The sequence below is a fragment of the Streptomyces nigrescens genome (genome assembly GCF_027626975.1).
In the GTDB taxonomy this organism is placed as follows: Bacteria; Actinomycetota; Actinomycetes; order Streptomycetales; family Streptomycetaceae; genus Streptomyces; species Streptomyces nigrescens.
Map to the genome: position 1 here is coordinate 4,638,069 of NZ_CP114203.1, position 24,768 is coordinate 4,662,836.

Here is a 24,768-nt window from a genome sequence, read left to right on the forward strand (position 1 = left end):
CTTCACCCCCGGAGCCTCCCGAGCCCGCTCAGCCCTCCAAGCCCTCCGCTCCGTCCGAGCCGTCGTCCGAGCCGTCCGAGCCCACCGCGTCCGTACAGCCCGTTCAGCCCGCCGCACCCCCGCCCGACGGACAGTGGGTACGGACGAGTGCACTGCGGCCGCTGCTCGCGGCGATGAACGCGGTGCGCGACGGGGATTTCACCGCGCATGTGGAGAGCCTGCCGGACGGCGGCTCCACCGACGGTGTGCTGGCCGACATGGCCGGCGTCTTCAACCAGATCACCGCCCGCAACGCCCATCTCGCCTCCGAGCTCCAACGCGTCCGCAGCGAGATCATCCGGCAGGGCCGGCTGGACGAGCGGATCTCCGCGAGCCCCGGCCAGGGGACCTGGACGTCGAACATCGACGCGGCCAACACCGTGCTCGAAGCGCTGGTGGTACCGCTCGCCAAGGCCACCCGGGTACTGGACGCGGTGGCCGACGGCGATCTGACCCAGCGGGTCGATCTGCACGACGGCAACCGCCAGCTCCGCGGCGATCTCCGCCGCCTGGGCAACGGCGTCAACCGCATGGTCGACCAGCTGTCCCTGTTCACCGGCGAGGTCACCCGGGTCGCCCGCGAGGTCGGCACCGAGGGCCGGCTGGGCGGCCGGGCCAAGGTCCAGGGGCTCTCCGGGGACTGGCTCCATGTGACCGAGGCCGTCAACACCATGGCGTCCCGGCTGACCGCGCAGGTGCGGGACATCGCCGTGGTCACCACCGCGGTGGCCACCGGCGACCTGACCCAGCAGGTGACGGTCGAGGCGACCGGTGAGCTGCTGGAGCTGAAGCTCACCGTCAACAAGATGGTGGACCAGCTGCGGGCGTTCGCCGACGAGGTCACCCGCGTCGCCCGCGAGGTCGGCACCGAAGGCCAGCTGGGCGGCCGGGCGCAGGTCAGAGGCGTCTCCGGGGTCTGGAAGGACCTCACCGACAACGTCAACTTCATGGCGTCCAACCTGACCTGGCAGGTCCGCAACATCGCCCAGGTGACCACGGCCGTGGCCAACGGCGACCTGAGCCAGAAGATCACCGTGGACGCGCGGGGCGAGATCCTCGAACTGAAGTCGACGATCAACACGATGGTCGACCAGCTCTCCGCCTTCGCCGACGAGGTCACCCGCGTCGCCCGCGAGGTCGGCACCGAAGGCCGGCTGGGTGGCCGGGCGCAGGTCAGAGGCGTCTCCGGGGTCTGGAAGGACCTCACCGAGAGCGTCAACTTCATGGCCGACAACCTGACGTCCCAGGTGCGCAACATCGCACTGGTCGCCACCGCCGTCGCGGAGGGCGACCTCGGCAAGACGATCACCGTCGAAGCCAAGGGCGAGATCCTGGAGCTGAAGTCGACGATCAACACGATGGTCGACCAGCTCTCCGCCTTCGCCGACGAGGTCACCCGCGTCGCCCGCGAGGTCGGCACGGAAGGGAACCTGGGCGGTCAGGCGCAGGTCAGGGACGTCTCCGGGGTCTGGAAGGACCTCACCGACAACGTCAACTTCATGGCGCTCAACCTGACGTCCCAGGTCCGCAACATCGCCCAGGTGACCACGGCCGTGGCCAACGGCGACCTGTCCAAGAAGATCGATGTCGACGCCCGCGGCGAGATCCTGGAGCTGAAGGAGACCGTCAACACGATGGTCCAGCAGCTGCGGGCCTTCGCGGACGAGGTCACCAGGGTCGCCCGCGAGGTCGGCACCGAGGGCCGGCTGGGCGGCCGGGCGCAGGTCCATGGCGTCTCCGGCGTCTGGAAGAACCTCACCGACAACGTCAACTTCATGGCGGACAACCTGACCTCCCAGGTCCGCAACATCGCCCAGGTCGCCACCGCCGTGGCCAAGGGCGATCTGTCCAAGAAGATCGACGTCGACGCCCGCGGCGAGATCCTGGAGCTGAAGACGACGATCAACACGATGGTCGACACCCTCTCCTCGTTCTCGTCCGAGGTGACCCGGGTGGCCCGCGAGGTCGGCAGCGAGGGCCAGCTCGGCGGTCAGGCCCGGGTCGAGGGCGTCTACGGCACCTGGAAGCGGCTGACCACCAGCGTCAACGAGCTGGCGCTGAACCTGACAACGCAGGTCCGGGCGATCGCCGAGGTGGCCAGCGCGGTCACCCAGGGCGATATGTCCGGCTCGATCACCGTGGACGCCCAGGGCGAGGTCGCCGCCCTGAAGAACAACGTCAACCTGATGGTCGCCAACCTCCGCGAGACCACCCGCGCCAAGGACTGGCTGGAGTCCAACCTGGCCCGTATCGCCAGCCTGATGCAGGGCCACCGCGACCTGGTCGAGGTCGCGGATCTGATCCTGCGCGAGCTGACCCCGCTGGTGAACGCGCAGTTCGGCGCGTTCTTCCTGGCCGAAGCGGGCGCCGAGCCGGGTGAGGGCCTGGAGCTGATCGCCGGTTACGGCACCGGCCAGCCCGAAGGCCGCCGTTCGCTGCCGCGGCTGCGGCTGGGCACCCCCGGCTGGGGCCTGATCACCCAGGCCGCCATGGAGAAGAAGCGCATCGTCGTCGAGGCCGTGCCGCCGGACTACATCACCATCAGCTCCGGACTGGGCGCCGCGGCCCCGGCCAGCATCGTCATCCTGCCGATCCTCTTCGAGGACCAGGTGCTGGGCGTCATCGAGCTGGCCTCGTTCAGCCGCTTCAGCGACGTCCACCTCGCCTTCATCGACCAGTTCGTGAACACCATCGGCGTCTCGATCAACACCATCATCGCCAACTCCCGTACGGAATCCCTGCTTTCGGAATCCCAGCGGCTGACCGCCGAGCTCCGTCAGCGCTCCGACGAACTCCAGCTGACGAACGCCGAGCTGGAGGAGAAGGCGGCCCTGCTCGCGACCTCCTCCCAGTACAAGTCGGAATTCCTGGCGAACATGTCGCACGAGCTGCGCACCCCGCTGAATTCCCTGCTGGTGCTCTCCCGGCTGCTCGCCGACAACCCCGACGGCCGGCTCTCCCCGCAGGAGGTGGAGTTCGCCGTCACCATCCACCGCGCGGGCTCCGACCTGCTCCAGCTCATCAACGACATCCTGGACCTGTCGAAGATCGAGGCCGGCCGGATGGACGTCCACCCCAAGACCCTGCCGCTGATCAAACTGCTCGACTACGTCCGCGCCACCTTCCGGCCCCTCACCGTCGACCGCGGCCTCACCTTCGACGTCACGGTCGGCGAAAACGTCCCCAAGGAACTCTTCTCCGACGAACAACGCCTCCAGCAGATCCTCCGCAACCTCCTGTCCAACGCGGTGAAGTTCACCTCCACCGGCGGGGTGGAACTCATCGTCCAGCGGGTACCGGGCACGGATTTCGAAGAGGAATCCCTCCGCACCGCCGACGATGTCATCGCCCTCTCCGTCAAGGACACCGGCATCGGCATCTCACCGGAGAAACTCGACGGCATCTTCGAGGCGTTCCAGCAGTCCGACGGCACCACCAACCGCAAATACGGCGGCACCGGCCTCGGCCTCTCCATCAGCCGCGATATGGCCGCACTGCTCGGCGGCCGGATCATCGCCGAGAGCGAGCCGGGCGTCGGCTCGACCTTCACCCTGTATGTGCCCGCGCGCTACACCGGCCCCTTCCCCGCACCGAGCCCGACCGCCGCCACCCGCCCCGCGGACAGCACCGCACAGTCCGGTCCCGTCCTGGCCGAACAGCTCACGGCCAAGCCCGCACCCCAGCAGAGCACACCGGCCGGTGACCTCTTCCCCGCCCCGGCGGAGCGGGAGCTGACCCCTGCCGCGGGCGAGCACTCCGCCGACGGCACCGCCGTCACCTGGCCCGAAACCACCCGCCTCAAGGACTGGCTCAGCGGACGCGCCGGCGAGGTGCTCGCCAAGCGCCGCATCCTCATCGTCGACGACGACATCCGCAATGTCTTCGCGCTCACACACGTATTGGGCCGGGTCGGCATCAGCGTGAAGTACGCCGAGAACGGCCGCGAGGGCCTGGAAGTGCTCGACCGGACACCCGATGTCTCGCTGGTGCTGATGGACATCATGATGCCCGAAATGGATGGTTACGAGATGATCAAGGCGATCCGTCACGCACCTAGATTCGCGGAGCTGCCGGTCATCGCGCTCACCGCGAAGGCCATGCCGGGCGACCGCGAAAAGGCCATCGAGAGCGGGGCCAACGACTACATCCCCAAGCCGGTGGATGTGGACCGGCTGCTGACCGTGATCTGCCGCCTCCTCGACCCGGAGCACGCCGATTGCTCGCCGCACCCTGACCCCGAGAACCCCGACAACTCCCCTGCCGCCGACGGCAGCGGCGACCAGGACGACCAGGATGACCAGGACGACCAGGGAACGACGGGGCAGGAATCATGACGACCACACCCGACACCTCATCCAGCATCCTCATCGTCGACGACATGGAGGAGAACCTGGTCGCGCTGGAGGCCGTTCTGGGCTCCCTCACCCAGAAAGTGGTCCGGGCGCGCTCCGGCGAAGAGGCCCTCAAGGCCATGCTCCGCGAGGAGTTCGCGGTGGTGCTCATCGATGTGCTGATGCCGGGCATGAACGGCTTCGAGACCGCCGCCAACATCAAGGGCCTCGACCAGACCAAGGACGTCCCGATCATTCTGCTCACCGGCGCCTCGGTCGACCCCAACTACGCCTACCGCGGCTACACGGTCGGCGCCGCCGATTTCCTCATCAAGCCCTTCGACCCCTGGCTGCTGCGCACCAAGGTGAACGTCTTCCTGGACCTGCACCGCAAGAACCGCCAGCTGGCCGCCCAGGCCGAGCAGTTGAAACGCCTGCTGACCTCGGACGAACGCCCTGGCGGCGAGGGTCCGCCATCCGCCGCCACGACCGCCGCGACCACGGCCACGACCGGAACGGATACGGGCGCGCCCCCGGCCCCGCCCGTGGTGTCGGCTTCGGCTCCGGCCTCGCCCACGGCCCCCCAGGAGTTCCCGGATCCGCAGCACCGCCCGGAGCCGGGAGGGCAGGCCGGGCATCCCCCCATTCCCCCGGAGGGCCCCGGCGCCCCGGCGCCGTCCGAGCCGCTCCCGCAGCCGGCGCCTCCCGCCGCGGGCGACGCGTCCCGCCTCGCGGAAATCGCCGGCCAGCTCGCCGAGGTGGAACTCCTCCTGCGTGACGCAAAAGGCTCCGACAAGGAGCGCCTTGCCGACCGCATCGCCGAATTGGAGGCATCGGTGGGGAGGCTGATGGTGAGCCGGGGGACCTGAAACCCCCGTACCGCACAGCTGTGCCGACGGCGCCCGGTGGACACCGCCGACACAGCCTTTTCCCCTTTTCGGCCCGCCTCTTACTCGCCGCGCGCCAAGAAGGGACGAACGGTTCTCAGGATTCGGAATCGCCGACGCATGACGCCAAGAACGCTACGCCTCCGGACCTTCTTGGGCGCTCTTGTTCCGACTCCCCGGAACCTTGTCGACAGTAAAGGCGTAAGTCCCTGCGAGGACGAATAGCGCCAGGTACTGAGCCCAGGTGACGTCATCGAGCACCCTGTTCACCGCGATCACGACGCCGGCCCAGAGAAGAGTGAATACGATCTTGGCCATCAGGATTCCCTAAACCTTTAGGCGAGCGACGAGAGGCAGCCGGTGGCTCCGGCCACAACCGTCTTCTTCGCGATGTCCGAGGCCACGTCCTTGCTGACGTACCGGCCGACGACCAGCGCACCAGCCCCGCCGATCGCGCCCTTGATCAGGCAGTCCTTCACCATCTTCCGCATCTTGGTGTGGTTCATGAGGTAGGCGCAGTCGTCCTTGCTCTTGGACATGATGCACATCGAACGGGCTTCTTCGATGGGGTTCACCATGCTCGACCGAACCGCGGGCCGCGGATTCGAATCGGCGTGGGCCACGCCGGTGCCACTGGCGAGGACGATGCCTCCCAGCATGACGGCCGACATCGCACCTGAGACAAGGCTCTTCATTGAATTTCCCCGATTCAACTTCTTTATTCAGAGCGGGTATGGGTCAGATACCGCGCTCTCTTTGCCACCAAGAACGTACTTGCCGGTATGCGCCTCGGGAAACCCAGTTGAGCGGATCTTGAGCTTGACGATTTTGTGAAACTCGCATGCGGCAGTTGATGTTCGCCTTTCGGCGGACTGATACTCAATGTCCAAATATCTGCGGCCGCGGGAAAGTTGCGAAGCGCGGGGTGGGGCGCCGCGCCCGGGGACGGTCATTCCCTGCCGTGCGCACCATCCGGCGACGCCCCGCTTCACGACTACGACCGTCCGCCGAACTGCCAGCGGTGCACGTCGATGTCGGCGTACCGGTCCGGGGTGAGGACGGCGCGTGCCGTGTCCGCGTCCGGCGCCCGCACCAGCGCCGCCGTACCCAGCCAGGCGGCCCCGTCGTCGGACAGCAGCGGCCCGTACGCGATCAACTCGTCCTGGGCGGGTATGGGCGGTACGACGAGGTCAACGGGCTGCCCGGCACCCAGGCCGAGCACCAGATACCGGTTCCCCTCGTCCGGGCCGCCGGGGAAATCCCACATGGTGCGCCCCAGCAGGTTGCGCCACCGACGCAGCATCACCTCCCGGTACACACCCGCCTGATAGCCGGGCTCGTCGAAGGCGAACGCGCGGGCGGCGGCGGCATCCGGAAGGTCGACGATGTGCACACTGCCGGTGGGCACCTCACCGTCGCCGGTGAGGGTCGGGCCGCGGGCGATCATCTCCGCCGCGTACCCGTCCATGTAGGACCAGTGCTCTTCCAGCAGCTCGTCACGGAGCGCCAGGGAGTCGGACCGGTCGCGGTGGTAACAGAAGAATTCCATGCCCGCAGTCTTCATCAACACCCCGCGCACCTCGCCGCCAACGGCACACCCGCTGCGTTGAGTTGGCCCTGGGTGACCGTGACCGTGAGCTCCACCCTTCCTACCCTGGCCACATGACTGAGACGCACACCTACGACGTAGCGATCGAATGGACCGGCAACCTCGGCACGGGCACGGATACCTACCGCTCCTTCAGCCGCGACCATGAAATCCTCGCAACGGGAACCGGAAAGACTCCGATCGCCGCTTCCTCCGATCCGGCCTTCCGCGGCGACGCCTCCCGCTGGAATCCCGAGGAACTGCTCGTGGCCTCGGTCGCGCAGTGCCACATGCTCTGGTACCTCCACCTCTGCGCCGCCGGCGGAGTGACCGTCGTCGACTACGAGGACCGCGCCCACGGGGTCATGACCATGGACGCGCACGGCGGCGGAGGACAGATCACCGAGGTCGTACTGCGCCCCGAGGTGACCGTCGCCGAGCCGTCGATGGTGGACACGGCTCGCGCCCTGCACGGCGACGTGCACGCGGTGTGCTTCATCGCCCGCTCGGTGAACTTCCCCATCCGGCACGAGCCGGTCATCCGGGTCCAGTAGCTCCAGTAGGTCTAGCAAGGGATCTCTCCGCTGCCGCCGACCGGCGGCAGTCGCGGCAGCGGCCCGGGGTCGGGGCGCGGAAGGCGCGGTCGCAGCCGTCGCAGGTCTGGAGCGGCGGTGGGACCGGGGCCCCGGGCGCGGCAGGCGGCGCCGTGGGGAGGGGTGGGGGCAAGGACTCCGTGAGGCGGTGGGCCAGCAGGGCCGCCGGATGGCGCAGGGTCGGTGGCAGGCCGGTGGTCAGGGCGCTGCGTACGGCGTCGGGGGTGGCCCCGCGTTCCAGCCAGGCGGCGACGGGCGGGGTGAGGCGCTGGATGTCGCGTACGGAGAGCAGCAGTCGGGGATCGTCCCGCCGGAGGTTCGCGAGGAGGGCTGCGGCCGGGGTGTGGTGTGCGTGGGTGCGGGGCTCGGGCGGTGGCGGCGGGGGCTCGGCTCGTACGCGGGGAGCCTCGGTTCGTACCGGGCGAGGGCTGGTTCGTACGCGGGGAGGGTTCGGGGGCGGAGTGGGTGTACGGGCCGGAGTGGGTGTACGGGCCGGAGTGGGAGTGCGGGCCGGGGTGGGGGTGCGGGCCGGGTCCGGCGAAGGGCAGGGCGGTGCGACGGCGGTGCGGCGTTTGGCCTGCTCGGCGGCCTCGCGGGCGCGGCGGGCGCGGGTGGCCTGCGGGTTGTTGTACGAGAGCGTGAGCGTGACCACCCGCCCGTCGTCCGTACGCCGCCGGACCCGTTCGAGATAGCCGTACGCCTCCAACTCCCGTAAGGCGGCAGCGATCCGGTCCCGCCCCTCGGGGAACCGCCTGGCGAGCGTACGGATGTCGACCGGCGCGCCCTCGGGCAGCGACTGGATGTGGGCGGCGAGCCCGATCGCCAGGCCCGACAGCGAACGATGCTGGGTGAGGTGGTTGCCGACGATCGTGTAGCCGGGGTCTTGGAATTCGGTGACCTGGCGGACGCCGGACGGGGACTGGCCCGGGGATCGGCGAATCTCGTACCCGTCGCGCGCGGGCGCATTAAGCTGCTGTTCAGCCATCAGGAAGGTCCGTCTTCCTCGTTGGTCAGGCCCTCGATCGGGATGCCAGTCCCGGCCGGGGGCCGTCGCATGTGTGCGGGTTTTCGGGGGTGTTGTTGCCGAGCGTGCACGGGCGGGGGCTGCGGAAGCGAGTCTTCCGGTCGGGGATCACCCGCGTGAGTGACGACGCGACCCGTCGGGGTCGGTTGGGCTGGGTTGGGTCGGTTTCTGTACCTGGGGTTATGAGGTCTTTTACGGGCCGAAACCCCGGCGCGCGGTGCACCGGCGTCCGGCTTTCCGGCCGCCGGTTGACGGGCGTCCGGCCGCCCCATCAGCCCCACATCGGCAGGTCGAATTCCGCCCACACCGTCTTGCAGGGGAACGGGCCCCGACAGGTACCCCAGCGGTCGGCGAGGGCGTCGACCACCACCAGGCCGTGGCCCGAGTCCCGTACGCCCTGGACGTGCCGGGCCGGAAGCCGGTCGCCACGTGCATCCGTCACCTCGATACGGAGCGTGTCCGCGTCAGACAGCACGGCGAGACGGAAGTCCCGGCCCGGTACACGCCCGTGCGTGGCGGCGTTCGTGGCCAACTCGGCGATGACATGAGCCGGGGACTCGAACGGCAGGCCCCAGGACCGCAGCTCCTCTGTCGCCAGCAGTCGCGCCAGACGGGCGCCCCGGCGGGTGGCGGACAGCTGGACCTTGAACTGGAGCTTGTACTCGGCGATTTCCTGATTCATGTCACTCAGCGTGATCGCGCGTGCTTACGCTGAATAGTGATGACGCCAGTACTCATGGTGATGTCCACGGGTTGTCCAGAGGCGTCCCCGCTGTCCAGGAGGTGGAAGTGGATGAGTGTTGACGGTGCGGAAGACGGGGGTTGGGAACTCGACCCGGAAGACGACGCGCAGGCGGCTGTTGAGACGGTCGGGCGCCAGCTCAAAATGTGGCGGGAGGCGGCGGGGATGCGTCCGGCTGAGTTCGGGGCGGCCGTCGGGTACGGGGAGAACCTGATCTACAAGATCGAGCGTGGCGTGCGTATTCCCCGCCCCGAGCTTCTCGACAAGGCCGATGAAGTGCTGGGCGCGGGCGGCAAGATCGCCGCGATGAAGAAGGACGTGGAGCGGGCCAGGTACCCGAAGAGGATTCGCGACCTGACGAGGTGGGAAGCCGAGGTCGTCGAACTGGGCGCCTACGGCAATCACAACCTGCACGGCCTGTTACAGACGAAGGAGTACGCGCACGCATTGTTCGAGATGCGACGCCCTGCCTACTCGCCGGACAAAGTAGAACGCGAGGTGGCCGCGCGCATGGCTCGTCAGTCGATCTTCGCCCGGACCCCTGCGCCGGCGCTCATGTTCGTCCAGGAAGAAGTGACACTGCGCCGCCCCATCGGAGGCACAATGGTCCTGCGACGACAACTCGAACACCTGTTGGAGGTAGGTCAGTTGCGGAACGTCGAGATCCAGGTGATGCCGACGAACCTCGACGACCATGCCGGGATGGGCGGTGAGATCGAGATTCTGAAATTCGGGGACGGTTCAGTAGTGGGGCGCCCCGATGACCAGTTCAGCAGCCGCCTGATCTCCGGCCCGAAAGAGACCCGGATCCTCGAACTGCGGTATGGCATCATCCGGGCGCAGGCTCTCACGCCCCGGGAGTCACTGGCCTTCATCGAGAAAGCGCTGGGAGAGACATGACCCTCAAGCCCTCTGCCGGAGACGTTTCCGAGCTGGAGTGGACCAAGAGCAGCTACAGCGGCCAGGGCAACGGCAATGAGTGCCTCGAAGTCGCCTGGCAGAAGAGCAGCTACAGCAACAGCAACGAGCGCGACGACTGCCTTGAGGTCGGCTGGCAGAAGAGCAGCCACAGCGACAGCAGTAACGGCCACGACTGCCTCGAAGTCGCCCCCACCCCCTCCACCATCCACATCCGCGACTCCAAGAACCCCGACGGGCCCCAGTTGCACCTCCGGCCGTCCGCCTGGGCCGACTTCGTCGCGTACGCCGCCGCCGAGGGCTGAGTCAGGAGAGGGTCTCGGGCGCCTTGGTCCTCGACCCTCCCGCGTCGCCCGTATTGGGCGTACCGACCGGTTCGAAGAGCAGGATGGCGGTCTCCTCGTCCGCCACCGGGCAGTGCTCGACGCCCTGCGGGACCACGTACAGCTCGCCGGGTCCGAGCGTCACGTCGCCGTCCCTGAGCTGGAGGGTGAGCCGGCCGCTGATGACCAGGAACAGTTCGTCGGTGTCGTCGTGCTTGTGCCAGACGAATTCGCCCTTCAGCTTGGCGAGTTTGACCTCGTAGTCGTTGAGTTGGGCGATCTTCTTCTGCGACCACAGGTCACTGAACTGCGCGAGCTTGTCGGCGATATTGACGGGAACGGGAGAATTGTTCATGCCTTGAGACTGCCGTGCCCGGCATCCGGCGGTCTTGTACGTTCCTGGCATGACAGACGGCCCGCCCCGTACGACGATCAGCGCCTGGCGCCCGACCGTGCCGGGAATCGCCGAGGTCTTCCACGCGCACTTCACCGAGCACGCGTATCCGTCCCACACCCATGACACCTGGGCCCTGATGATCCTCAATGACGGGGCGGTCGACTTCGCCTGTGACCGCCACCGTCATGGCGCGGCCGGCAGCGGCACGGTCGTACTGCTGCCGCCCGGTGTCGCCCACGACGGCAGGACGGTCACCGCGGCCGGGTTCCGCAAGCGCGTGCTCTACCTCGACGCGACCGTGCTTCCCGAGGAACTGACCGGGCGGGCGGTGGACGGCCCGGTCTTCGGCGACGAGCTGCTGCGCCATCGCATCCACCAGTTGCACACGTCCCTGGGCCACCGGGACGAGGGGCACGTAGCCGCTGTGCACACAGGCGAGGAGTTCGAAGCCGAATCCCGGCTGTCCTTCATCCGGGAGCGGCTGCTCTTCCACCTGGCCGCGCTCCAGCCGCCGCGTACGCCGGGCCGGGAGGCGAACCAGCTGGCCGCCGCACTGCGGGATCTCCTGGACTCCCGTCTGCCGACCGGTATCTCACTGCAGGAGGCGGCCGCCGTCCTGCACGCCCACCCCACACATCTGATCCGCTGCTTCAAGCAGACCTACGGCCTGCCGCCGCACACCTACCTGACCGGAAAGCGCATCGAGCGGGCCCGTGGACTCCTGCTCGACGGCCGGCGTCCGGCGGAGGTCGCGGCCACCGTGGGCTTCCACGACCAAGCCCATCTGCACCGGCACTTCACCCGGCACGTGGGCACCACCCCGTCGCGCTACGCGGCCACACGACGGCGCCCCTGACCAACGTCAATCGGCCCCGCCCCTGGCGTTCACACCGCGGAGTCCCGCGACCAGCGCTAGTCGCGGGACTCCGGTTGTTCCGTTGCGCTCTTGGCGTCGGTCCGACCGAAACCGGGCCCGACCCGTCAGCCACGTAGGGGGTGTCGCCTCAGCGCCAGCTGACAGCGGTGAGGTTGGGGTTCTCCTGCCCCGGGCTGAGGGTCACCTTCGCGCCACCGCACTTCTCGTGGTCGTAGAACGAGTAGACCTCGCCGGTGTGGTTGACGACCGACTTGGCGATGTTCGGGGTCGCACCACATATCGGCATGTTCGCCGGGTTGACGTTCGACGGGGTCCCGCGGAAGTCGGGCTCGGGGAAGAAGCACACATTGTCGACCGGGCAGGCGGCCTTGGCCCGTGCCTCGCTCGGGGCCGCGTCGCCGGACGACGCCTGAGCGCTGGTCGCGAGGCCAAGGGTCAGCACGCTGGCGGCCGCGGCGGACAGTACGGCACCGGTCCGCAGACGACGGTTGCGCATTGCTTTCTCCTTCTGTCGTGTGGACTGTCACCCGGCACCCGAATCCCGGAGCGCTCCCGTATGACGGCGGATCATGTGGCCTGCGTCACCCTTGGGTGGCCGAGGTGGCAGACACCGGCGACGAGGCGCCTCGTCCGCGACGAAGACGCCTCACACCACACGGGTCGGTGCCCGGCCCTCAGCTCAGGGACACATGGTGGCGGGTCCCCGGACCGTCACCGTCAGGGGAAATCCGCAGCCTGTGCCGTGCCACTCCCGGGCGGCCGGCGGCCACGTACCCCTCGTACGCATGGACCACCTCGTCCCACAGCCTCCTGGGGCCGTACTGAGCGACCGCGAACGTCGACAGCTGCCGGCCGTCGTAGTCCACTGCGGCCCAACTCGTCGCCTCGTCATCGGCCAGCCACAGCCGCGTATGCGCCGCTCCCACCTCGGCGTCCCACGCGTGCCACGTCCCCGGCACCCGGAGGCCGATGTGCAGCTGCGCATCGAGGTCCGTCCCGGCAACCGACCAGGGGGACAGCTCCGTGACCGACAGAGCGGGATTCTGGCCGTCACGCAGTACGTCGCGGTGCAGCTCGACATCGACCCGCTGGGCCCGCATCAGCATGAACGCCCCGTAGGGAGCGAGCACACCCTCGGCGGTCCCGTCCGCCTGCTTCGTGGCGATGAGCGTCCCGAAGTTGCACCAGGGGGTGTCCCACGGGATGACGAGGAGACCGCCGGTCACGGTCTGCTCCAGCCAAGGGAGTGGCACGGTGCGGACGGAGCAGGTGGCGATGATCCGGTCGTAGGGAGCGTTCGGCCGCCAGCCGCCCGCGCCGTCCGCACACACCACGTCCGGCTGCTGCCCACTGGCCTGCAGCGCCCGCCGTGCGCGGCTCGTCAGCCCGGGGTCGACATCGAGAGAGGTCACGTTCCCCGCGCCGCAGAGGAAGGCGAGCAAGGCCGCGTTGAACCCGGTGCCGGTACCGATCTCCAGCACCGAGTGCTCCGCCCGCGCGTCGAGCGCCATCAGCATCCGGACGACCACGCTGGGCATCGACGCGGAGGAGGACGGGACACGGTCGCCGTCGGGCCCCTCGGTGAACTGGGTGACGAGAGGGGCGTCGCGGTATGCGGCGCGCCACCAGCGGTCGGGGTCGCTCTCCCGGTCACACGGCTCGTAGCCGCCGTTCCCGTCGCGCAACCACAGCGTGGGCGGCAGGAAAAGGTGGCGGGGTACGGCGTCCAGGGCAGCGCGCAGGTGAGCGGGGACGGGGAAGCCGAGCTGCTCGGCGATCTGGTCCAGCAGATCGCCGATGGCTTCGTCCGGCACCGGGGACGAGGTCAACGAGCCTGCTCGGGCTTCGGCGGTGGAGTCGGCTCAGGCTCGGGTGGGATCGGCCGCCCCGGCTGCTGTCCGTCATCTCCAATCGGGCTGCGATGCTTGCCCACTTCGCCCTCCTTCGTCTGTCAGTGCAGAGCTACGGAGAGCGTAGGGCCGGCCGGAGAAGTGCGGTAAGGGCGCATTTGCCGGGCGCACTCCATCGGGCCGCACTACGCGTCCGGATCAGGACGAGAGCATCGCCAGTTCCGGGTCTTCCCGGAGTTTGGCCAGGGCGCGGGAGACGGCGCTCTTGACGGTGCCAATGGAGACCTCCATGACCTCGGCGGTCTGGGCCTCGCTCAGGTCCTCGTAATACCTGAGGACGACCATGGCCCGCTGGCGGGCGGGCAGTCGCATCACCGCGCGCCACATCGCGTCGCGCAGTCCCTGGAGTTCGGCCGGGTCGGGACCCGGCAGCGGGTCCGGCTCCGGCATCTCGTCGACGGCGAATTCCTCGACCTTGCGCTTGCGCCACTGGGAGGTGCGGGTGTTGATCAGCGCGCGACGGACATAGCCGTCCAGGGCGCGGTGGTCCTCGATACGGTCCCAGGCCACATAGGTCTTGGTCAGCGCCGTCTGGAGGAGGTCCTCGGCGTCGTTCGGGTTGGGTGACAGCGACCGCGCGGTGCGCAGCAGGACCGGCCCCCGGGCCCGTACATAGGACGAGAACGTCGGGAACACAGCGGCGGTCGAAGCGCTGGTGCACACAGGCGTGGTCATGGGCACCACGCTAAGAGCGAGGGTGGGGTAAAGGGATCGCCCCCAGGTGCCGAAGCCCTATCCGCCTCAAGTTGTACGGGTGGGGCCTGCCTCACCTCCTCAGGGGGGACTCCGGGTGACAGGGGACAAAGGCGAACGCGGCCTGCGGCGGATGACCTTCCGTCGGGCTGCCCCGCCTCAGCCCTCGGCCCAGGCCGCCTCTTCCTCCCGCGCGGTGTCATACGCCTGACGTGCGGCGATGACCTGCGGAAGGTGGGACTGCGACCAGCCGTGGAGGGTCTGGAAGACCGGGACCAGGGTGCGGCCCAGATCGCTGATCTCGTACTCCACCCTGGGCGGGATCTCCGCGTGGTAGGTGCGGACCACCAGTCCGTCGCGCTCCAGCTGACGCAGTCGCTGGGTGAGGACCTTAGGGGTGATGGACGGCACCAGTCGCTGCAACTCGTTGAAGCGCAGCCGTCCGTGGTGTTCGAGCACCCACACGATCGGTGTGGTCCAGCGGCTGAACAGCAGGTCAACCACCGGATTGATCGGACACGGCTGCTCGTTCGGCCCCGTCATGATCCCTCCTGATCCGCCCGGCCCGCCATGGGCGCAGGGCACTTTCCCGAAGGCACTTACCTCAAGGCACTTTCCTGAAGGTAACCACTATACCGAGGAAAGTAGCGTGGAGGGAGAGCGAGCCGGTACCGGCCGGACCCGGTACCGGCCGGACCCGGTACCGGCCGGACCGCCGCACGACCGCCGCCTGAGGCTTAGGCGCGCGACGCCCTACGAAGGAGCAGCACCATGACTCTCCGGAGCAGCACCATGACTCTCCCAGCACTCCCCGAGCGGGCAGGCGACCGGCCCGAGACGGGGCCCGAGGTCCCGCACCTCCAGTTCACCCAGACCAGCCCGCCCCGGATCAGGGAAGAACTGCGGCGGTGGATGGCCGCCAGGCTGCCGCACATCATCACGGGCCGCAGCGAGATCTCCGCCCCGAGCAGCTGGGCGGTGTTCCTCGACGGTGTCGCACCGGCCGAGGGGGCCCGTCTCCTGCCGCCGCGAGGCGACGCGGAGTTCGCGCATCTGCATGCCGACGGCAGTCTGCACCTGGCCCTGGACCCGGCCGACCACGCCGCCTTCCTCGCCTCCGGGTGGGGCGAGCGGCACCCGCTCTCCCACCTCGGCATCAACGTCGTCATGCTCTACGCCCCGCGCGACGAGGCGGAGCTGGCGGTGGCCAAGAAGGTCATCGGCGCCTCCTACCGCTATGCGACCGGTCATGAACCGGCCGCCACTGCCGCGGTTTGACACCGGCAGCGGCAGCGGCGGCACCGGCGCGGGCGCGGGCGCCGGACCAGTCCTCACCCACCCAGGCCGCACCTCCTCAACTCCCTTGAAAAGAAAGGCTTTACCGATGTCCAGCAACTCCACCGAACGCGCCTCCCATAGCGGGCAGGGCACCAAGACCCGGGCGACGGCCGGAAAGGTGCTGCTCACTGTGGTCGCGGTCTTCACCGGGATCTCGCCGTATGTCGCCGACTGGAACGAAACCCACGTACTGAATCCGCTCTGGCCCCCGCACGCCAAGTTCCACAACGGCCAGACAATGGCGATGGGCACCCTGCTCGCCGTGGCCACCCTGTTCTTCGTGTGGCGCCGGCGCGGTGACGCCCGCTCCCACCTCTACGCCGCCACCGGATTCGCCGGTCTCTACTGGGTCAGCCAGGCAGCGGCCATCCTCTACCCCGGGGCGGCGTACTTCGACCACCCCTTCGACACACCGGACATGCACGTCATGGGGCTGCCCGTGCAGGCCGTCATCGAGATCGTCATGCTCGGCCTCATCGCGGCCGCGGTGGCGCTGAGCCGCCCGGCGCTGCCTCCCGGCCGTCCGGGGCTGACGCAGGGCCGTCCGGAAGACGGATGACGACGGTCACACAACGTCCGCGCCGAGTACCAGCCCCGACGTCGGCACCCCCGTACCCGCGGTGACCAGCACATGTGCGGGGGTGCCCGCCTGGTTGACGGAGGTGCCGCGGAGCTGGCGGACGGCCTCGGCGATGCCGTTCATGCCGTGCAGGTAGGCCTCGCCGAGCTGGCCGCCGTGGGTGTTCAGGGGGAGGGTGTCCGCGGCGACGAAGTCCGAGGCCTCGCCGGGCGCACAGAAGCCGAACTCCTCCAGCTGCATCAGCACGAAGGGGGTGAAGTGGTCGTAGAGGATCGCGACGTCGATATCGGCGGGGGTGAGACCGGCGGTCCGCCAGAGCTGGCGGGCGACCACGTTCATCTCGGGGAGACCGGTCAGACCGTCGCGGTAGAAGCTGGTCATCTGCTCCTGGGCGCGGCCCGCGCCCTGTGCCGCGGCCGTGATCAGCGCCGGCGGGCGGGGCAGCGCACGGGCCCTCTCGGGCGAGGTCACCACGATCGCCTGGGCACCGTCCGTCTCCTGGCAGCAGTCCAGCAGCCGTAGTGGCTCCACGATCCAGCGGGAGGCTGCGTGGTCGGCGAGGGTGATGGGCTTGTTGTAGAAGTACGCCGCCGGATTGCGGGCGGCGTGGCGGCGGTCGGTCACCGCGACCGGGCCGAAGGCGTCCGGGGCCAGCCCGTAGGTGTGCAGGTAGCGCTGGGCGGCCATGGCGACCCAGGAGGCGGGGGTGAGCAGGCCGAAGGGGAGGTTCCAGCCGAGCGCCGCGCCCTCGGCGGAAGGCTCCCGCTGCTGTACGCCGGAGCCGAAGCGGCGGCCGGAGCGCTCGTTGAACGCGCGGTAGCAGACGACGACTTCGGCGATTCCGGTGGCGACCGCGAGGGCCGCCTGCTGGACGGTGGCGCAGGCCGCGCCGCCTCCGTAGTGGACCCGGGAGAAGAACGAGAGCTCGCCGATGCCGGCCGCCTGGGCGACGGTGATCTCGGGGTTGGTGTCCATGGTGAAGGTGACCAGCCCGTCGACGTCGGCGGGGGTCAGCCCGGCGTCGTCGAGGGCGGCGCGTACGGCCTCGACGGCGAGCTGCAGTTCGCTGCGGCCGGAGTCCTTGGAGAACTCGGTCGCGCCGATGCCGGCGATGGCGGCCCGGCCACCGAGGGAGTCGGGGCGGTGGACGCTCATACCGTGCCCTCCGGGAGGCCCACGGTCACCGTGCCGGTGACGTGGTGGCCGATGCCGTTCGCTCCGACGACCCGCACCACCGCCGCACCGTCCGTCACCTCGGTGATGGTTCCGCTCAACACCATGGTGTCTCCCGGGTAGTTGGGGGCGCCCAGGCGGATGGCAACCTTGCGCAGGGTGCAGCGGGGGCCGAAGTGGTCGGTGATGTAGCGGCCGACCAGCCCGTTGGTGGTGAGGATGTTCATGAAGATCTCCGGGGACCCCTTCGCGCGGGCCGCCTCGGCGTCGTGGTGCACGTCCTGGTAGTCGCGGGAGGCGAGCGCTCCGGCGACGATCAGGGTGCGGGTGAGGGGGATGGTGAGGGTGGGGAGCTCGTCACCGGCTTTCATGGGGCCTCCGTCCGGGTCCGGGTCGGCTGGTCCGGGGCGGCTGGTCCGGGCGGGTGGTCCGGGTCGGCTGGCCCGGGGCGGCTCGTCCGGGCGGGCGGCCGGCGTCGAGCGCTCCCCGGTGAGCAACTCCCCCAGTTCCTCCAGGGCTTCGGCTCCCGAGCCCAGATATCCGGCGAGCTGTCTGCCCCAGAGGAAGTGCCGGTGGACGGGGTGGTCGACGTCGGCGCCGATACCGCCGTGCAGATGCTGGCCGGTGTGCACCACACGGGTGCCCGCCTCGGACGCCCACCAGGCGGCGGTCAGCGCATGCGGCCCGGCGTCCAGGCCCGCGTCCCGGCGCCAGGCCGCCTCGTAGGCGGTGAGCCGGATGGCCTCGATGTCCATGTGGGCGTCGGCGGCGCGCAGCAGCACGCCCTGGTTCGTGGAGAGCGGGCGGCCGAACTGTTCGCGGGTGGTGGTGTGGGACACCGCACGGGCCAGGGAACCGGCACAGACGCCTGCCTGGAGACCGGCGAAGGCGGTGCGGGCGAGGGTCAGGGTGTCGGTGTAGGGGTCGGGGTGGATGGGGTCGGTGGGGCTGGCGGGGGCGGGGGTCTGGGTGGTGCGGGCGGGGGCCTGGGCGTGCTGGGCCGGGGCCTGGGCGTCGTTGGCTGAGGCCTGGGCGTCGCGGGCGAGGGGCTGGGCGTCGTGGGCCGGGGCCTCGGCATCGTGGGCCGGGGCCTCGGCGTCGTGGCCCAGGCGTTCGGCGGGGGCGCCGTCCAGGGTGAGGCGGCCCGCCGACCACGGAGCGGTGGTCTCGACCGGGTCCCGCCGCGCCCCGGCGTCGTCGGGGCGTACGAGCCACAGCGTCCGTGTGTCCCCGTCCGGCACCAGGACATGGGTGGCCGCGCGCAACCACGGCACCACGGGGACGACGCCGGTCAGCCGCCCCGTCCCGTCCGCCGCCTCCTCGGCCCGTACGCCGCCGCGCCGCGCCGGAAAGGCCCCGGTGGCGACCGCGTCACCGGCCCGCAGCGCCGGCAGCAGCCGCGCCCGCTGCGCCGCGCTGCCGTGCGCGCCGACCGCCAGCAGGCCGTACACGCAGGTCGCGGCGAACGGCACCTGCGCCGTCGTACGGCCCTGCTCCTCCAGCATCAGGACGAGGCCGAGCAGGCCGGTCTCCTCCGCGGCGCCCGGCAGACCGGCCGCGCACAGCGCCTTCCACAGTCCGGCGTCGGTGCCGCTGCCGCCCGCGGCGAGGCGCTCCGGTGTGGACAGATCGCCGAAGATCTCCGCGGCCAGCTCACGGGCCGCCGTCTGCTCCGGCGTGGGCGTGAAGTCCATCTCACCCCTCACCACCCTCGGCCACCCGGAAGACCGGCAGCTCCAACTCCTCGTCCGCACGCAGGAATTCGAGCCGTACGGGCATCCCTATCCGCACCTTGTCGTAGGGGATGCCGACGATATTGCTGACCATCCGCACCCCCTCCGCCAGCTCGATCAACCCGACCGCGTAGGGGCTCGCCGCGCCGGGGTCTGCTGCGTCGGGGCCTGCCGCGTCGGAGCCTGCCGCGCCCGGGGCCGCCGCCGCGTTGGGACCCGCCCCGTCGGCCGGCTGGTCGGGCACCGTGAAGGCGGGGAAGGGCGGATGGTGCATCACGACGTAGGAGAAGACCGTTCCCGCGCCGCTCGCCTCGACGGTGTCCCAGTCGGGCGACCCGCAGGCGTTGCACCCCGGCAGCCAGGGGAAGCGCAGCGTCCGGCAGCCCGTGCAGCGCTGGATCAGCAGCCGGTGCCCGCGGACGCCCTCCCAGAAGCCGGCGTTGTCGCGGTTGATGACGGGGCGGGGGCGCCGCGGGGTGCGCCGCTCGGGCGTCTTGCGGTGCTCGGCCGCTGCGGACATGTGTTGCTCAGCCGCTTTGCGCTGTTCAGCCGCTGTGCGCTGCTCGGCCGCCCGGGACGGCTCCGTCGCCTGCGGCCGCTCGACCGCTTGGGCCGGCTCCGTCGCCTGCGGCCGCTCAGCCGTCTTGGGGAGCCGTGCCGCCGGGGCGTACTTGAGGACGCGGAAGCGATGCGTCCCGGCGGGCTCGCCGTCCGCGCGGATGTCCATCCGCGTCGTGATGAAGTGCCCGGTGCCCAGCTTCGTGGTCTTGCGCTCCGACACCGATTCGATCACCGAGTCGAAGGTGATCCGGTCACCGGGCCGCAGCGGCCGCAGATACTCCTGCTCGCAGTCGGTGGCCACGATGGAGGTGTACCCGGCGCTGTCCAGCAGCCGGGACAGTTCGTCGTACGCACCCGAGCGGTCCGCGTGGCCCGAGAGGCCGCCCATCGTCCAGGCCTGCAGCATGGTCGGCGGGGCGATGGCGTCCGGTCCCCGGTAGGCGGGATGGGTGTCACCCACGGCCTCGCACCAGTGCCGGATCATCGGCTCGTTGACCAGGTCCTTCCCCACACCGGCGGCCGCGGTCGGCCTGCCCTCATAGGCCTTGAGCCGCTCGTGTGTGAGGTCAGGGGGAGGACCGTCGCCGGGCCGCCCGGCCGCCGTCGCCCCCTCAGGAGACGCCCCTCTCGCCCCGCTCACCCCACTCGCCCCGACCGCCCCACTCGCCCCGACCACCCCGCTCATCGCCGCCCCCTCCGCATCCCCAGCCGCATCGTCGCGACGATCTCCCGCTGGACCTCGCTCACTCCGCCCCCGAAGGTGTTGATCTGCGCCGCACGGTTCATCCGCTCCAGCTCCCCGTCCCCGAAGCCGCCCGGCGAACCGGCCCGTACCAGGGCCGCGTCGCCGGCCACTTCCTGGCACATCCGGTAGACCTCGACGGTGCTCTCCGTTCCCGCGAACTTGACGCCGCTGGCGTCGCCGGGGCTGAGCGTCCCGGCGCCCACGTCGCCGACCAGCCGCCAGTTCAGCAGCCGGGTGGCGGCCAGCCGGGCGTGCGCCTCGGCGAGCCGGGTCCGTACCCAGGGGCGGTCGGCGGGCCGCTCACCGGTCTCCCGGTCCGGCGTACGGGCGTACGCCAGCGCCGCCTCGAAAGCGTCCTCGGCCTGCATGCCGATGGCGGCCAACGCGACGCGTTCATGGTTGAGCTGATTGGTGATCAGCTGCCAGCCGGCGTTCTCCTCACCGACGAGGTTCCCGGCCGGGACGCGGATGCCGTCGTAGTACGTGGCGGTGGTCGTGAGCCCGCCGACGGTCTCGATCGGCGTCCACGAGAAGCCGGGGGCGTCGGTGGGCACAAGGATGATCGAGATGCCCCGGTGCTTGGGCGCGTCGGGGTCGGTGCGGCAGGCGAGCCAGATCCAGTCGGCCTGGTGGGCGTTGCTGGTGAAGCTCTTGCTGCCGTTGATCAGCCAGTGGGCACCCTCGGGGGCACCCACTGGCCAGGCACCCTCGGGGGCACCACCTGGCCGGGCACCCTCAGGGGCACCGCCTGACTGGGCACCCTCGGCGGCCCCACCTGGCCGGGCACTCTCGGGGGCACCGCCTGACTGGGCGCCCTCGGGGGCACCGCCTGGCCCGGCGCCCTCGGGGGCGTCGCCCGGCTGCTTCACCGCGCGGGTGCGGAGGGCGGCGAGGTCCGTGCCGGCCTCGGGCTCCGTATAACCGATCGCGAAGACGAGCTCGCCACTGAGGATGCGCGGCAGGAAGTAGTCCTTCTGCTGCTGGGTGCCGTACTTCATCAGCGTCGGGCCGACGGTGTTGAGGGTGACCATCGAGACCGGGGCGCCCGCGCGGTACGCCTCGTCGAAGAAGACGAACTGCTCGTCGGGGCCGCGGCCCTGCCCTCCGTACGCGGTCGGCCAGCCCAGGCCCAGCATGCCGTCGGCGCCGATCCGGCGCAGTACCGCCCGCTGCGCCGCAGCGTCCTCGACCGGCCCGTCCGGCATTACCTCCCGGAAGTACGAACGGAGTGCGGTGCGCAGTCGCTCCTGGTGCGCGGTGGGGGCGAGGTGCACGTCGGCGGCCTCCCCTTCTGGTGGCCGTACACCCGGTGCGCTGGGTCCGGGCATACGAACGAGCGAGCGGGTTTCTGACTGTCCGTCAGAAACCCGCTCGCTGTCAAGGTCGGCGCAGTGAACCCCGGAGAAGCCCCATTCTCTCCGTGCCGGCCCTGACGTCTCCCCTGCCAGCCCTCCCCTGCCGGCTCTCCCCTCTCAGCTCTCCCCTGCCAGCTCCCCCCCCCTGTCGGCCCTGCCCTGTCGACTCTCCCCTACCGGCTCCCCTGCCAGACCTCCCCTGCCGGCCGGCCACCGCGCCCTGCGCGGCGGGCCGGATCACCCGAGGTTTTTCAACCGGATCACCCGAGGTTGTTGAACCGGATCACCCGGGGTTGTTGAAGGTGACGGTGGCGTTGGTCTGGTGGATCTCCGTGGGGCCGGACGTGCCGTTCACGCTCGCGGTGTTGTTCTGGTTGGAGGCGCCGGCGCCGTTGGCGACCTGCTGCCCGGTGGTCGAGTTGCCGAGGTTGTCGCCGCCGACACCGGTCCCCGTCTGGCTCGTCGCCGCCGAGCTCGACCCGCTGGTCGCAAAGCCGCCGTTGTCGGCCTGCGCCACGCCGGTGAAAAGCGCGGCCGCAAAGGGCAGCGCGCCGGCCACGGCGATGACGCGGGCAGTACGGATGCTTGCCATGTCTCTTCCTCCTACGGAACACGACTTCTGGTTTTGGCCTGCGGGCTTGCTGAGCCCGCTTGCCGGTCTGCCTGGCCGGCCTGCCTAGCCGGTCCACCTGGCCGGTCCGCCTTGCTCGATCCGGATACGAATTGCTGAACTCCGCTTACTCATCGGGAAGTTGGCCGACCACCGCGATGCTTGCCTCGACGTCGCGAACTCAGCCTTGCCCACGAATCCCCGGTGAACCCGTCGCGAAGCAGCGATTCCCCCGCAAGCATGAGGAACCCCGGGTAAACCCCCGTCGCATCCGTCACCCCGGTCACACCCCCACACCGATGCCCGCCCCCGCCTGGGGCCCGCCCACGGCACGGCCGACGAGCCCCACCCGGCGCACGGACGAACCGGTGCGCGGGCCACTGCACACACGCCCCCCTTCCCTTCATCGAACATTCGTACGAAAATGGAGCCATGGCCATGCACCGCCGCCATGCCGGAACACCGACCGACCACCCGCCCGATCCCTGGGCCGGCGGCCGCCCCGCCCCAGGGGCCGGCCCGCAGCCCAACCCGTGGGCCGACCTGCGCTTCGCCCGGCCCACGGCGGACGCGCCCGCCACCGCTCTCGCCCAGGCACTCCTCGCCGCCGAGGCCGGCTACCCCGTCATCCCGCTGACCCGCAGCAAGCTCCCCGCCCTCCGATCCCCGCACCGCGGGCACCCCGAGGTCCCGCCCTGCCGCGGCGCCTGCGGCCGACTCGGCCACGGCGTCCACGACGCGCATACCGACCCGCTCGCCGTCCGCCGGATGTTCGCCGCCGCGCCGTGGGCCACCGGCTACGGCATCGCCTGCGGACGGCCCCCGCACCACCTCATCGGCATCGACCTCGACACCAAGAACGGCGCCGACGGCCTGACCGCCCTCCGGTTCGTCGCCGAACAGCACGACTTCCCGGTCCCGCCGACCGTCACGGTCCTGACCCCCAGCGGCGGCCGCCACCTCTGGTTCACCGGCCCGCCGTCCCCGCCCGTATCGAATTCGGTCGGCCGGCTCGCCCCCGGCATCGACGTCCGCGGCACGGGCGGCTATCTCGTCGGCCCCGGCTCACTCACCACCCACGGCCGGTATGTCCTTGCACCGGACACACCACGCCGCCCCGCCCCCGTGCCGGCCACCCTGCTCAGGCTCCTCACGGCCCCGCCCCCGACCACCCACCGTGAGCCGCCGTACGGCGTCCCGCCCCAGCCCGCCGCTGCGCTCATACGGTTCGTACGGGCGTCCCCGCCCGGCCAGCGCAATGCCCGCCTCTTCTGGGCCGCCTGCCGCGCCGAGGAGTCCGGCCTCGGCCAGGAACTCGCCGCCAGGCTGACGGAGGCCGCCCGCCACACCGGCCTGTCCGCAGACGAGGCCCGCGCCACGATCGCCTCGGCAGCCCGCCGCCGGTAGGGGGTGGTCGTCCGGCGGCACGGCCAGAACAGACAGCCTGAAGAGACGTCCAGAACAGATGGACCGAAGAGACGTCCCGAACAGACGGACCGAAGAGGCAGCCCGAACAGACCGACCGAGGAGACGGCCGGAACAAACGGACCGAAGAGACTCAGGCCTTCCGCGCCTCGATCAGAAACCGGGTCGTCTGCGCCACAAAGGGCCCCTCCCTGCGGATCAGCTCATCCAACTCCCGCAACCGGTCCCGGTATTGCGCGACCGTGAAGCCGGGCACCATCCACACCACCTTCCGCAGGAAGTAGATGACCGCCCCGATGTCGAAGAACTCGGTCCGCAGTGACTCCGCACGCAGGTCGACCACCTCAAGACCCGCGGCCTCCGCCGCCCGGCGCGCGTCCTCGGGATGACGGCCCCGCCGAATGTGCTCCGGCTGCGGCCCCAGGAAGTACTCCACCAGCTCGAACACACTGGCCGGACCGACCTGCTGGGAGAAGTAGGTGCCGCCGGGCCGCAGCACCCGGGCGATCTCCTCCCACCACACGGTCACCGGATGACGGCTCGTCACCAGGTCGAAGGCCTCATCGGCGAACGGCAGCGGCGGCTCGTCCGCATCGGCCACCACCACCGCGCCGAGCGGATGCAACAACGCGGTGGCCTTGGCGACATTCGGCGGCCAGGACTCCGTGGCCACCGTCACCGGCGGCAGCTTCGCCGCCCCGGCGAGCACCTCACCGCCGCCCGTCTGGATGTCCAACGCCGCCGACGCACGCGCCAACCGCTCACTCATCGCCCGCTGATATCCCCACGAGGGCCGCTCCTCCGTGGCTCGCCCCGCCAGCCACGAGAAGTCCCACCCCTCGACCGATACGGCCTCGGCCTCGGCCACCAGCTCCTCAAATGATCGCGTCATACTCACACAATCACCGCAAAAGACCTGCCTGGCC

24 protein-coding genes and 1 pseudogene are annotated in these 24,768 nt (G+C 70.2%); 9 read left to right on the forward strand and 16 right to left on the reverse strand.

What is annotated here, in order from left to right; all coding sequences use genetic code 11:
* Window positions 1–173: 173 nt before the first annotated feature.
* Window positions 174–4,373, forward strand: a complete 4,200-nt coding sequence (locus STRNI_RS20685; RefSeq protein ID WP_159489214.1) for a HAMP domain-containing protein — start codon at window positions 174–176, stop codon at window positions 4,371–4,373.
* Window positions 4,370–5,239, forward strand: a complete 870-nt coding sequence (locus STRNI_RS41635; protein ID WP_109891209.1) for a response regulator — start codon at window positions 4,370–4,372, stop codon at window positions 5,237–5,239. The genes STRNI_RS20685 and STRNI_RS41635 overlap by 4 nt, the downstream gene beginning before the upstream one ends.
* Window positions 5,240–5,392: 153 nt before the next feature.
* Here STRNI_RS41635 and STRNI_RS20695 read toward each other — a convergent pair whose 3' ends face one another.
* From STRNI_RS20695 to STRNI_RS20705, 3 genes are all read right to left on the reverse strand, one after another.
* On the reverse strand, window positions 5,393–5,575 hold the full coding sequence (locus STRNI_RS20695; RefSeq protein ID WP_277411777.1) for a hypothetical protein: 183 nt from the start codon (window positions 5,573–5,575) through the stop codon (window positions 5,393–5,395).
* 17 nt (window positions 5,576–5,592) lie between these two features.
* Window positions 5,593–5,796: a hypothetical protein gene (locus STRNI_RS20700; protein WP_141725591.1), complete on the reverse strand. Its 204-nt coding sequence runs from the start codon at window positions 5,794–5,796 to the stop codon at window positions 5,593–5,595.
* Between the two features lie 455 nt (window positions 5,797–6,251).
* On the reverse strand, window positions 6,252–6,806 hold the full coding sequence (locus tag STRNI_RS20705; protein ID WP_277413295.1) for a YciI family protein: 555 nt from the start codon (window positions 6,804–6,806) through the stop codon (window positions 6,252–6,254).
* A 113-nt stretch (window positions 6,807–6,919) separates the two neighbouring features.
* On the opposite strand from STRNI_RS20705, the gene STRNI_RS20710 reads away from it, so the two are divergent.
* On the forward strand, window positions 6,920–7,399 hold the full coding sequence (locus STRNI_RS20710; RefSeq protein WP_148590189.1) for an OsmC family protein: 480 nt from the start codon (window positions 6,920–6,922) through the stop codon (window positions 7,397–7,399).
* 1,334 nt (window positions 7,400–8,733) lie between these two features.
* Here the strand turns inward: STRNI_RS20710 and STRNI_RS20720 are convergent.
* Window positions 8,734–9,144 carry an ATP-binding protein gene (locus tag STRNI_RS20720; RefSeq protein ID WP_159487262.1) on the reverse strand — a complete coding sequence of 137 codons (411 nt, stop codon included), beginning with the start codon at window positions 9,142–9,144 and terminating at the stop codon, window positions 8,734–8,736.
* Window positions 9,145–9,255: 111 nt separating this feature from the next.
* On the opposite strand from STRNI_RS20720, the gene STRNI_RS20725 reads away from it, so the two are divergent.
* On the forward strand, window positions 9,256–10,104 hold the full coding sequence (locus STRNI_RS20725; RefSeq protein WP_093641613.1) for a helix-turn-helix domain-containing protein: 849 nt from the start codon (window positions 9,256–9,258) through the stop codon (window positions 10,102–10,104).
* Window positions 10,101–10,427 (forward strand): DUF397 domain-containing protein, encoded by a 327-nt coding sequence (locus STRNI_RS20730; protein WP_277411779.1) that lies wholly within the window; start codon window positions 10,101–10,103, stop codon window positions 10,425–10,427. Before STRNI_RS20725 ends, STRNI_RS20730 begins: the two co-directional genes overlap by 4 nt.
* A gap of 1 nt (window position 10,428) precedes the next feature.
* Here STRNI_RS20730 and STRNI_RS20735 read toward each other — a convergent pair whose 3' ends face one another.
* Window positions 10,429–10,800, reverse strand: coding sequence for a cupin domain-containing protein (locus STRNI_RS20735; protein WP_274737166.1), 372 nt, complete (start codon window positions 10,798–10,800; stop codon window positions 10,429–10,431).
* 49 nt (window positions 10,801–10,849) lie between these two features.
* Between STRNI_RS20735 and STRNI_RS20740 the strand changes: the two genes are divergently transcribed.
* Window positions 10,850–11,698 carry a helix-turn-helix domain-containing protein gene (locus tag STRNI_RS20740; RefSeq protein WP_277411780.1) on the forward strand — a complete coding sequence of 283 codons (849 nt, stop codon included), beginning with the start codon at window positions 10,850–10,852 and terminating at the stop codon, window positions 11,696–11,698.
* 148 nt (window positions 11,699–11,846) lie between these two features.
* Here the strand turns inward: STRNI_RS20740 and STRNI_RS20745 are convergent, their stop codons facing one another.
* From STRNI_RS20745 to STRNI_RS20760, 4 genes are all read right to left on the reverse strand, one after another.
* Entirely contained in the window at window positions 11,847–12,215 is a 369-nt protein-coding gene (locus STRNI_RS20745; RefSeq protein WP_018093478.1) for a peptidase inhibitor family I36 protein, read from the reverse strand.
* Window positions 12,216–12,393: 178 nt separating this feature from the next.
* The gene (locus STRNI_RS20750; RefSeq protein ID WP_277411781.1) at window positions 12,394–13,548 is read right to left on the reverse strand and encodes a methyltransferase domain-containing protein; all 1,155 of its coding nucleotides are present in this window, start codon (window positions 13,546–13,548) and stop codon (window positions 12,394–12,396) included.
* A 219-nt stretch (window positions 13,549–13,767) separates the two neighbouring features.
* Window positions 13,768–14,304: a SigE family RNA polymerase sigma factor gene (locus STRNI_RS20755; protein ID WP_026170340.1), complete on the reverse strand. Its 537-nt coding sequence runs from the start codon at window positions 14,302–14,304 to the stop codon at window positions 13,768–13,770.
* A 177-nt stretch (window positions 14,305–14,481) separates the two neighbouring features.
* Window positions 14,482–14,865, reverse strand: a complete 384-nt coding sequence (locus tag STRNI_RS20760) for a winged helix-turn-helix transcriptional regulator (protein WP_159487268.1) — start codon at window positions 14,863–14,865, stop codon at window positions 14,482–14,484.
* A 249-nt stretch (window positions 14,866–15,114) separates the two neighbouring features.
* Between STRNI_RS20760 and STRNI_RS20765 the strand changes: the two genes are divergently transcribed.
* On the forward strand, window positions 15,115–15,600 hold the full coding sequence (locus STRNI_RS20765) for a luciferase domain-containing protein (protein ID WP_277411782.1): 486 nt from the start codon (window positions 15,115–15,117) through the stop codon (window positions 15,598–15,600).
* A 106-nt stretch (window positions 15,601–15,706) separates the two neighbouring features.
* Window positions 15,707–16,219: a DUF6640 family protein gene (locus STRNI_RS20770; RefSeq protein WP_274737157.1), complete on the forward strand. Its 513-nt coding sequence runs from the start codon at window positions 15,707–15,709 to the stop codon at window positions 16,217–16,219.
* Window positions 16,220–16,225: 6 nt separating this feature from the next.
* Here STRNI_RS20770 and STRNI_RS20775 read toward each other — a convergent pair whose 3' ends face one another.
* From STRNI_RS20775 to STRNI_RS20800, 6 genes and pseudogenes are all read right to left on the reverse strand, one after another.
* Entirely contained in the window at window positions 16,226–17,395 is a 1,170-nt protein-coding gene (locus STRNI_RS20775; protein ID WP_277411783.1) for a lipid-transfer protein, read from the reverse strand.
* On the reverse strand, window positions 17,392–17,784 hold the full coding sequence (locus STRNI_RS20780) for a MaoC family dehydratase (protein WP_127155309.1): 393 nt from the start codon (window positions 17,782–17,784) through the stop codon (window positions 17,392–17,394). The genes STRNI_RS20775 and STRNI_RS20780 overlap by 4 nt, the downstream gene beginning before the upstream one ends.
* Window positions 17,785–17,888: 104 nt before the next feature.
* Window positions 17,889–19,107 (reverse strand): annotated as a pseudogene (locus tag STRNI_RS20785) (acyl-CoA dehydrogenase family protein); the annotation flags it as partial.
* Between the two features lies 1 nt (window position 19,108).
* Window positions 19,109–20,392 carry a bifunctional MaoC family dehydratase N-terminal/OB-fold nucleic acid binding domain-containing protein gene (locus STRNI_RS20790; protein WP_277411784.1) on the reverse strand — a complete coding sequence of 428 codons (1,284 nt, stop codon included), beginning with the start codon at window positions 20,390–20,392 and terminating at the stop codon, window positions 19,109–19,111.
* The gene (locus tag STRNI_RS20795; RefSeq protein ID WP_159487276.1) at window positions 20,389–21,726 is read right to left on the reverse strand and encodes an acyl-CoA dehydrogenase family protein; all 1,338 of its coding nucleotides are present in this window, start codon (window positions 21,724–21,726) and stop codon (window positions 20,389–20,391) included. Before STRNI_RS20795 ends, STRNI_RS20790 begins: the two co-directional genes overlap by 4 nt.
* Before the next feature lie 364 nt (window positions 21,727–22,090).
* Window positions 22,091–22,399: a hypothetical protein gene (locus STRNI_RS20800; protein WP_018093470.1), complete on the reverse strand. Its 309-nt coding sequence runs from the start codon at window positions 22,397–22,399 to the stop codon at window positions 22,091–22,093.
* A 450-nt stretch (window positions 22,400–22,849) separates the two neighbouring features.
* Between STRNI_RS20800 and STRNI_RS20805 the strand changes: the two genes are divergently transcribed.
* Complete coding sequence (locus STRNI_RS20805; protein WP_277411785.1) at window positions 22,850–23,824, forward strand: bifunctional DNA primase/polymerase; 975 nt, start codon at window positions 22,850–22,852, stop codon at window positions 23,822–23,824.
* A gap of 151 nt (window positions 23,825–23,975) precedes the next feature.
* Here STRNI_RS20805 and STRNI_RS20810 read toward each other — a convergent pair whose 3' ends face one another.
* A complete protein-coding gene (locus STRNI_RS20810; RefSeq protein WP_274737152.1) occupies window positions 23,976–24,734 on the reverse strand; it encodes a class I SAM-dependent methyltransferase in 759 nt (252 codons plus the stop codon).
* Between the last annotated feature and the right edge of the window lie 34 nt (window positions 24,735–24,768).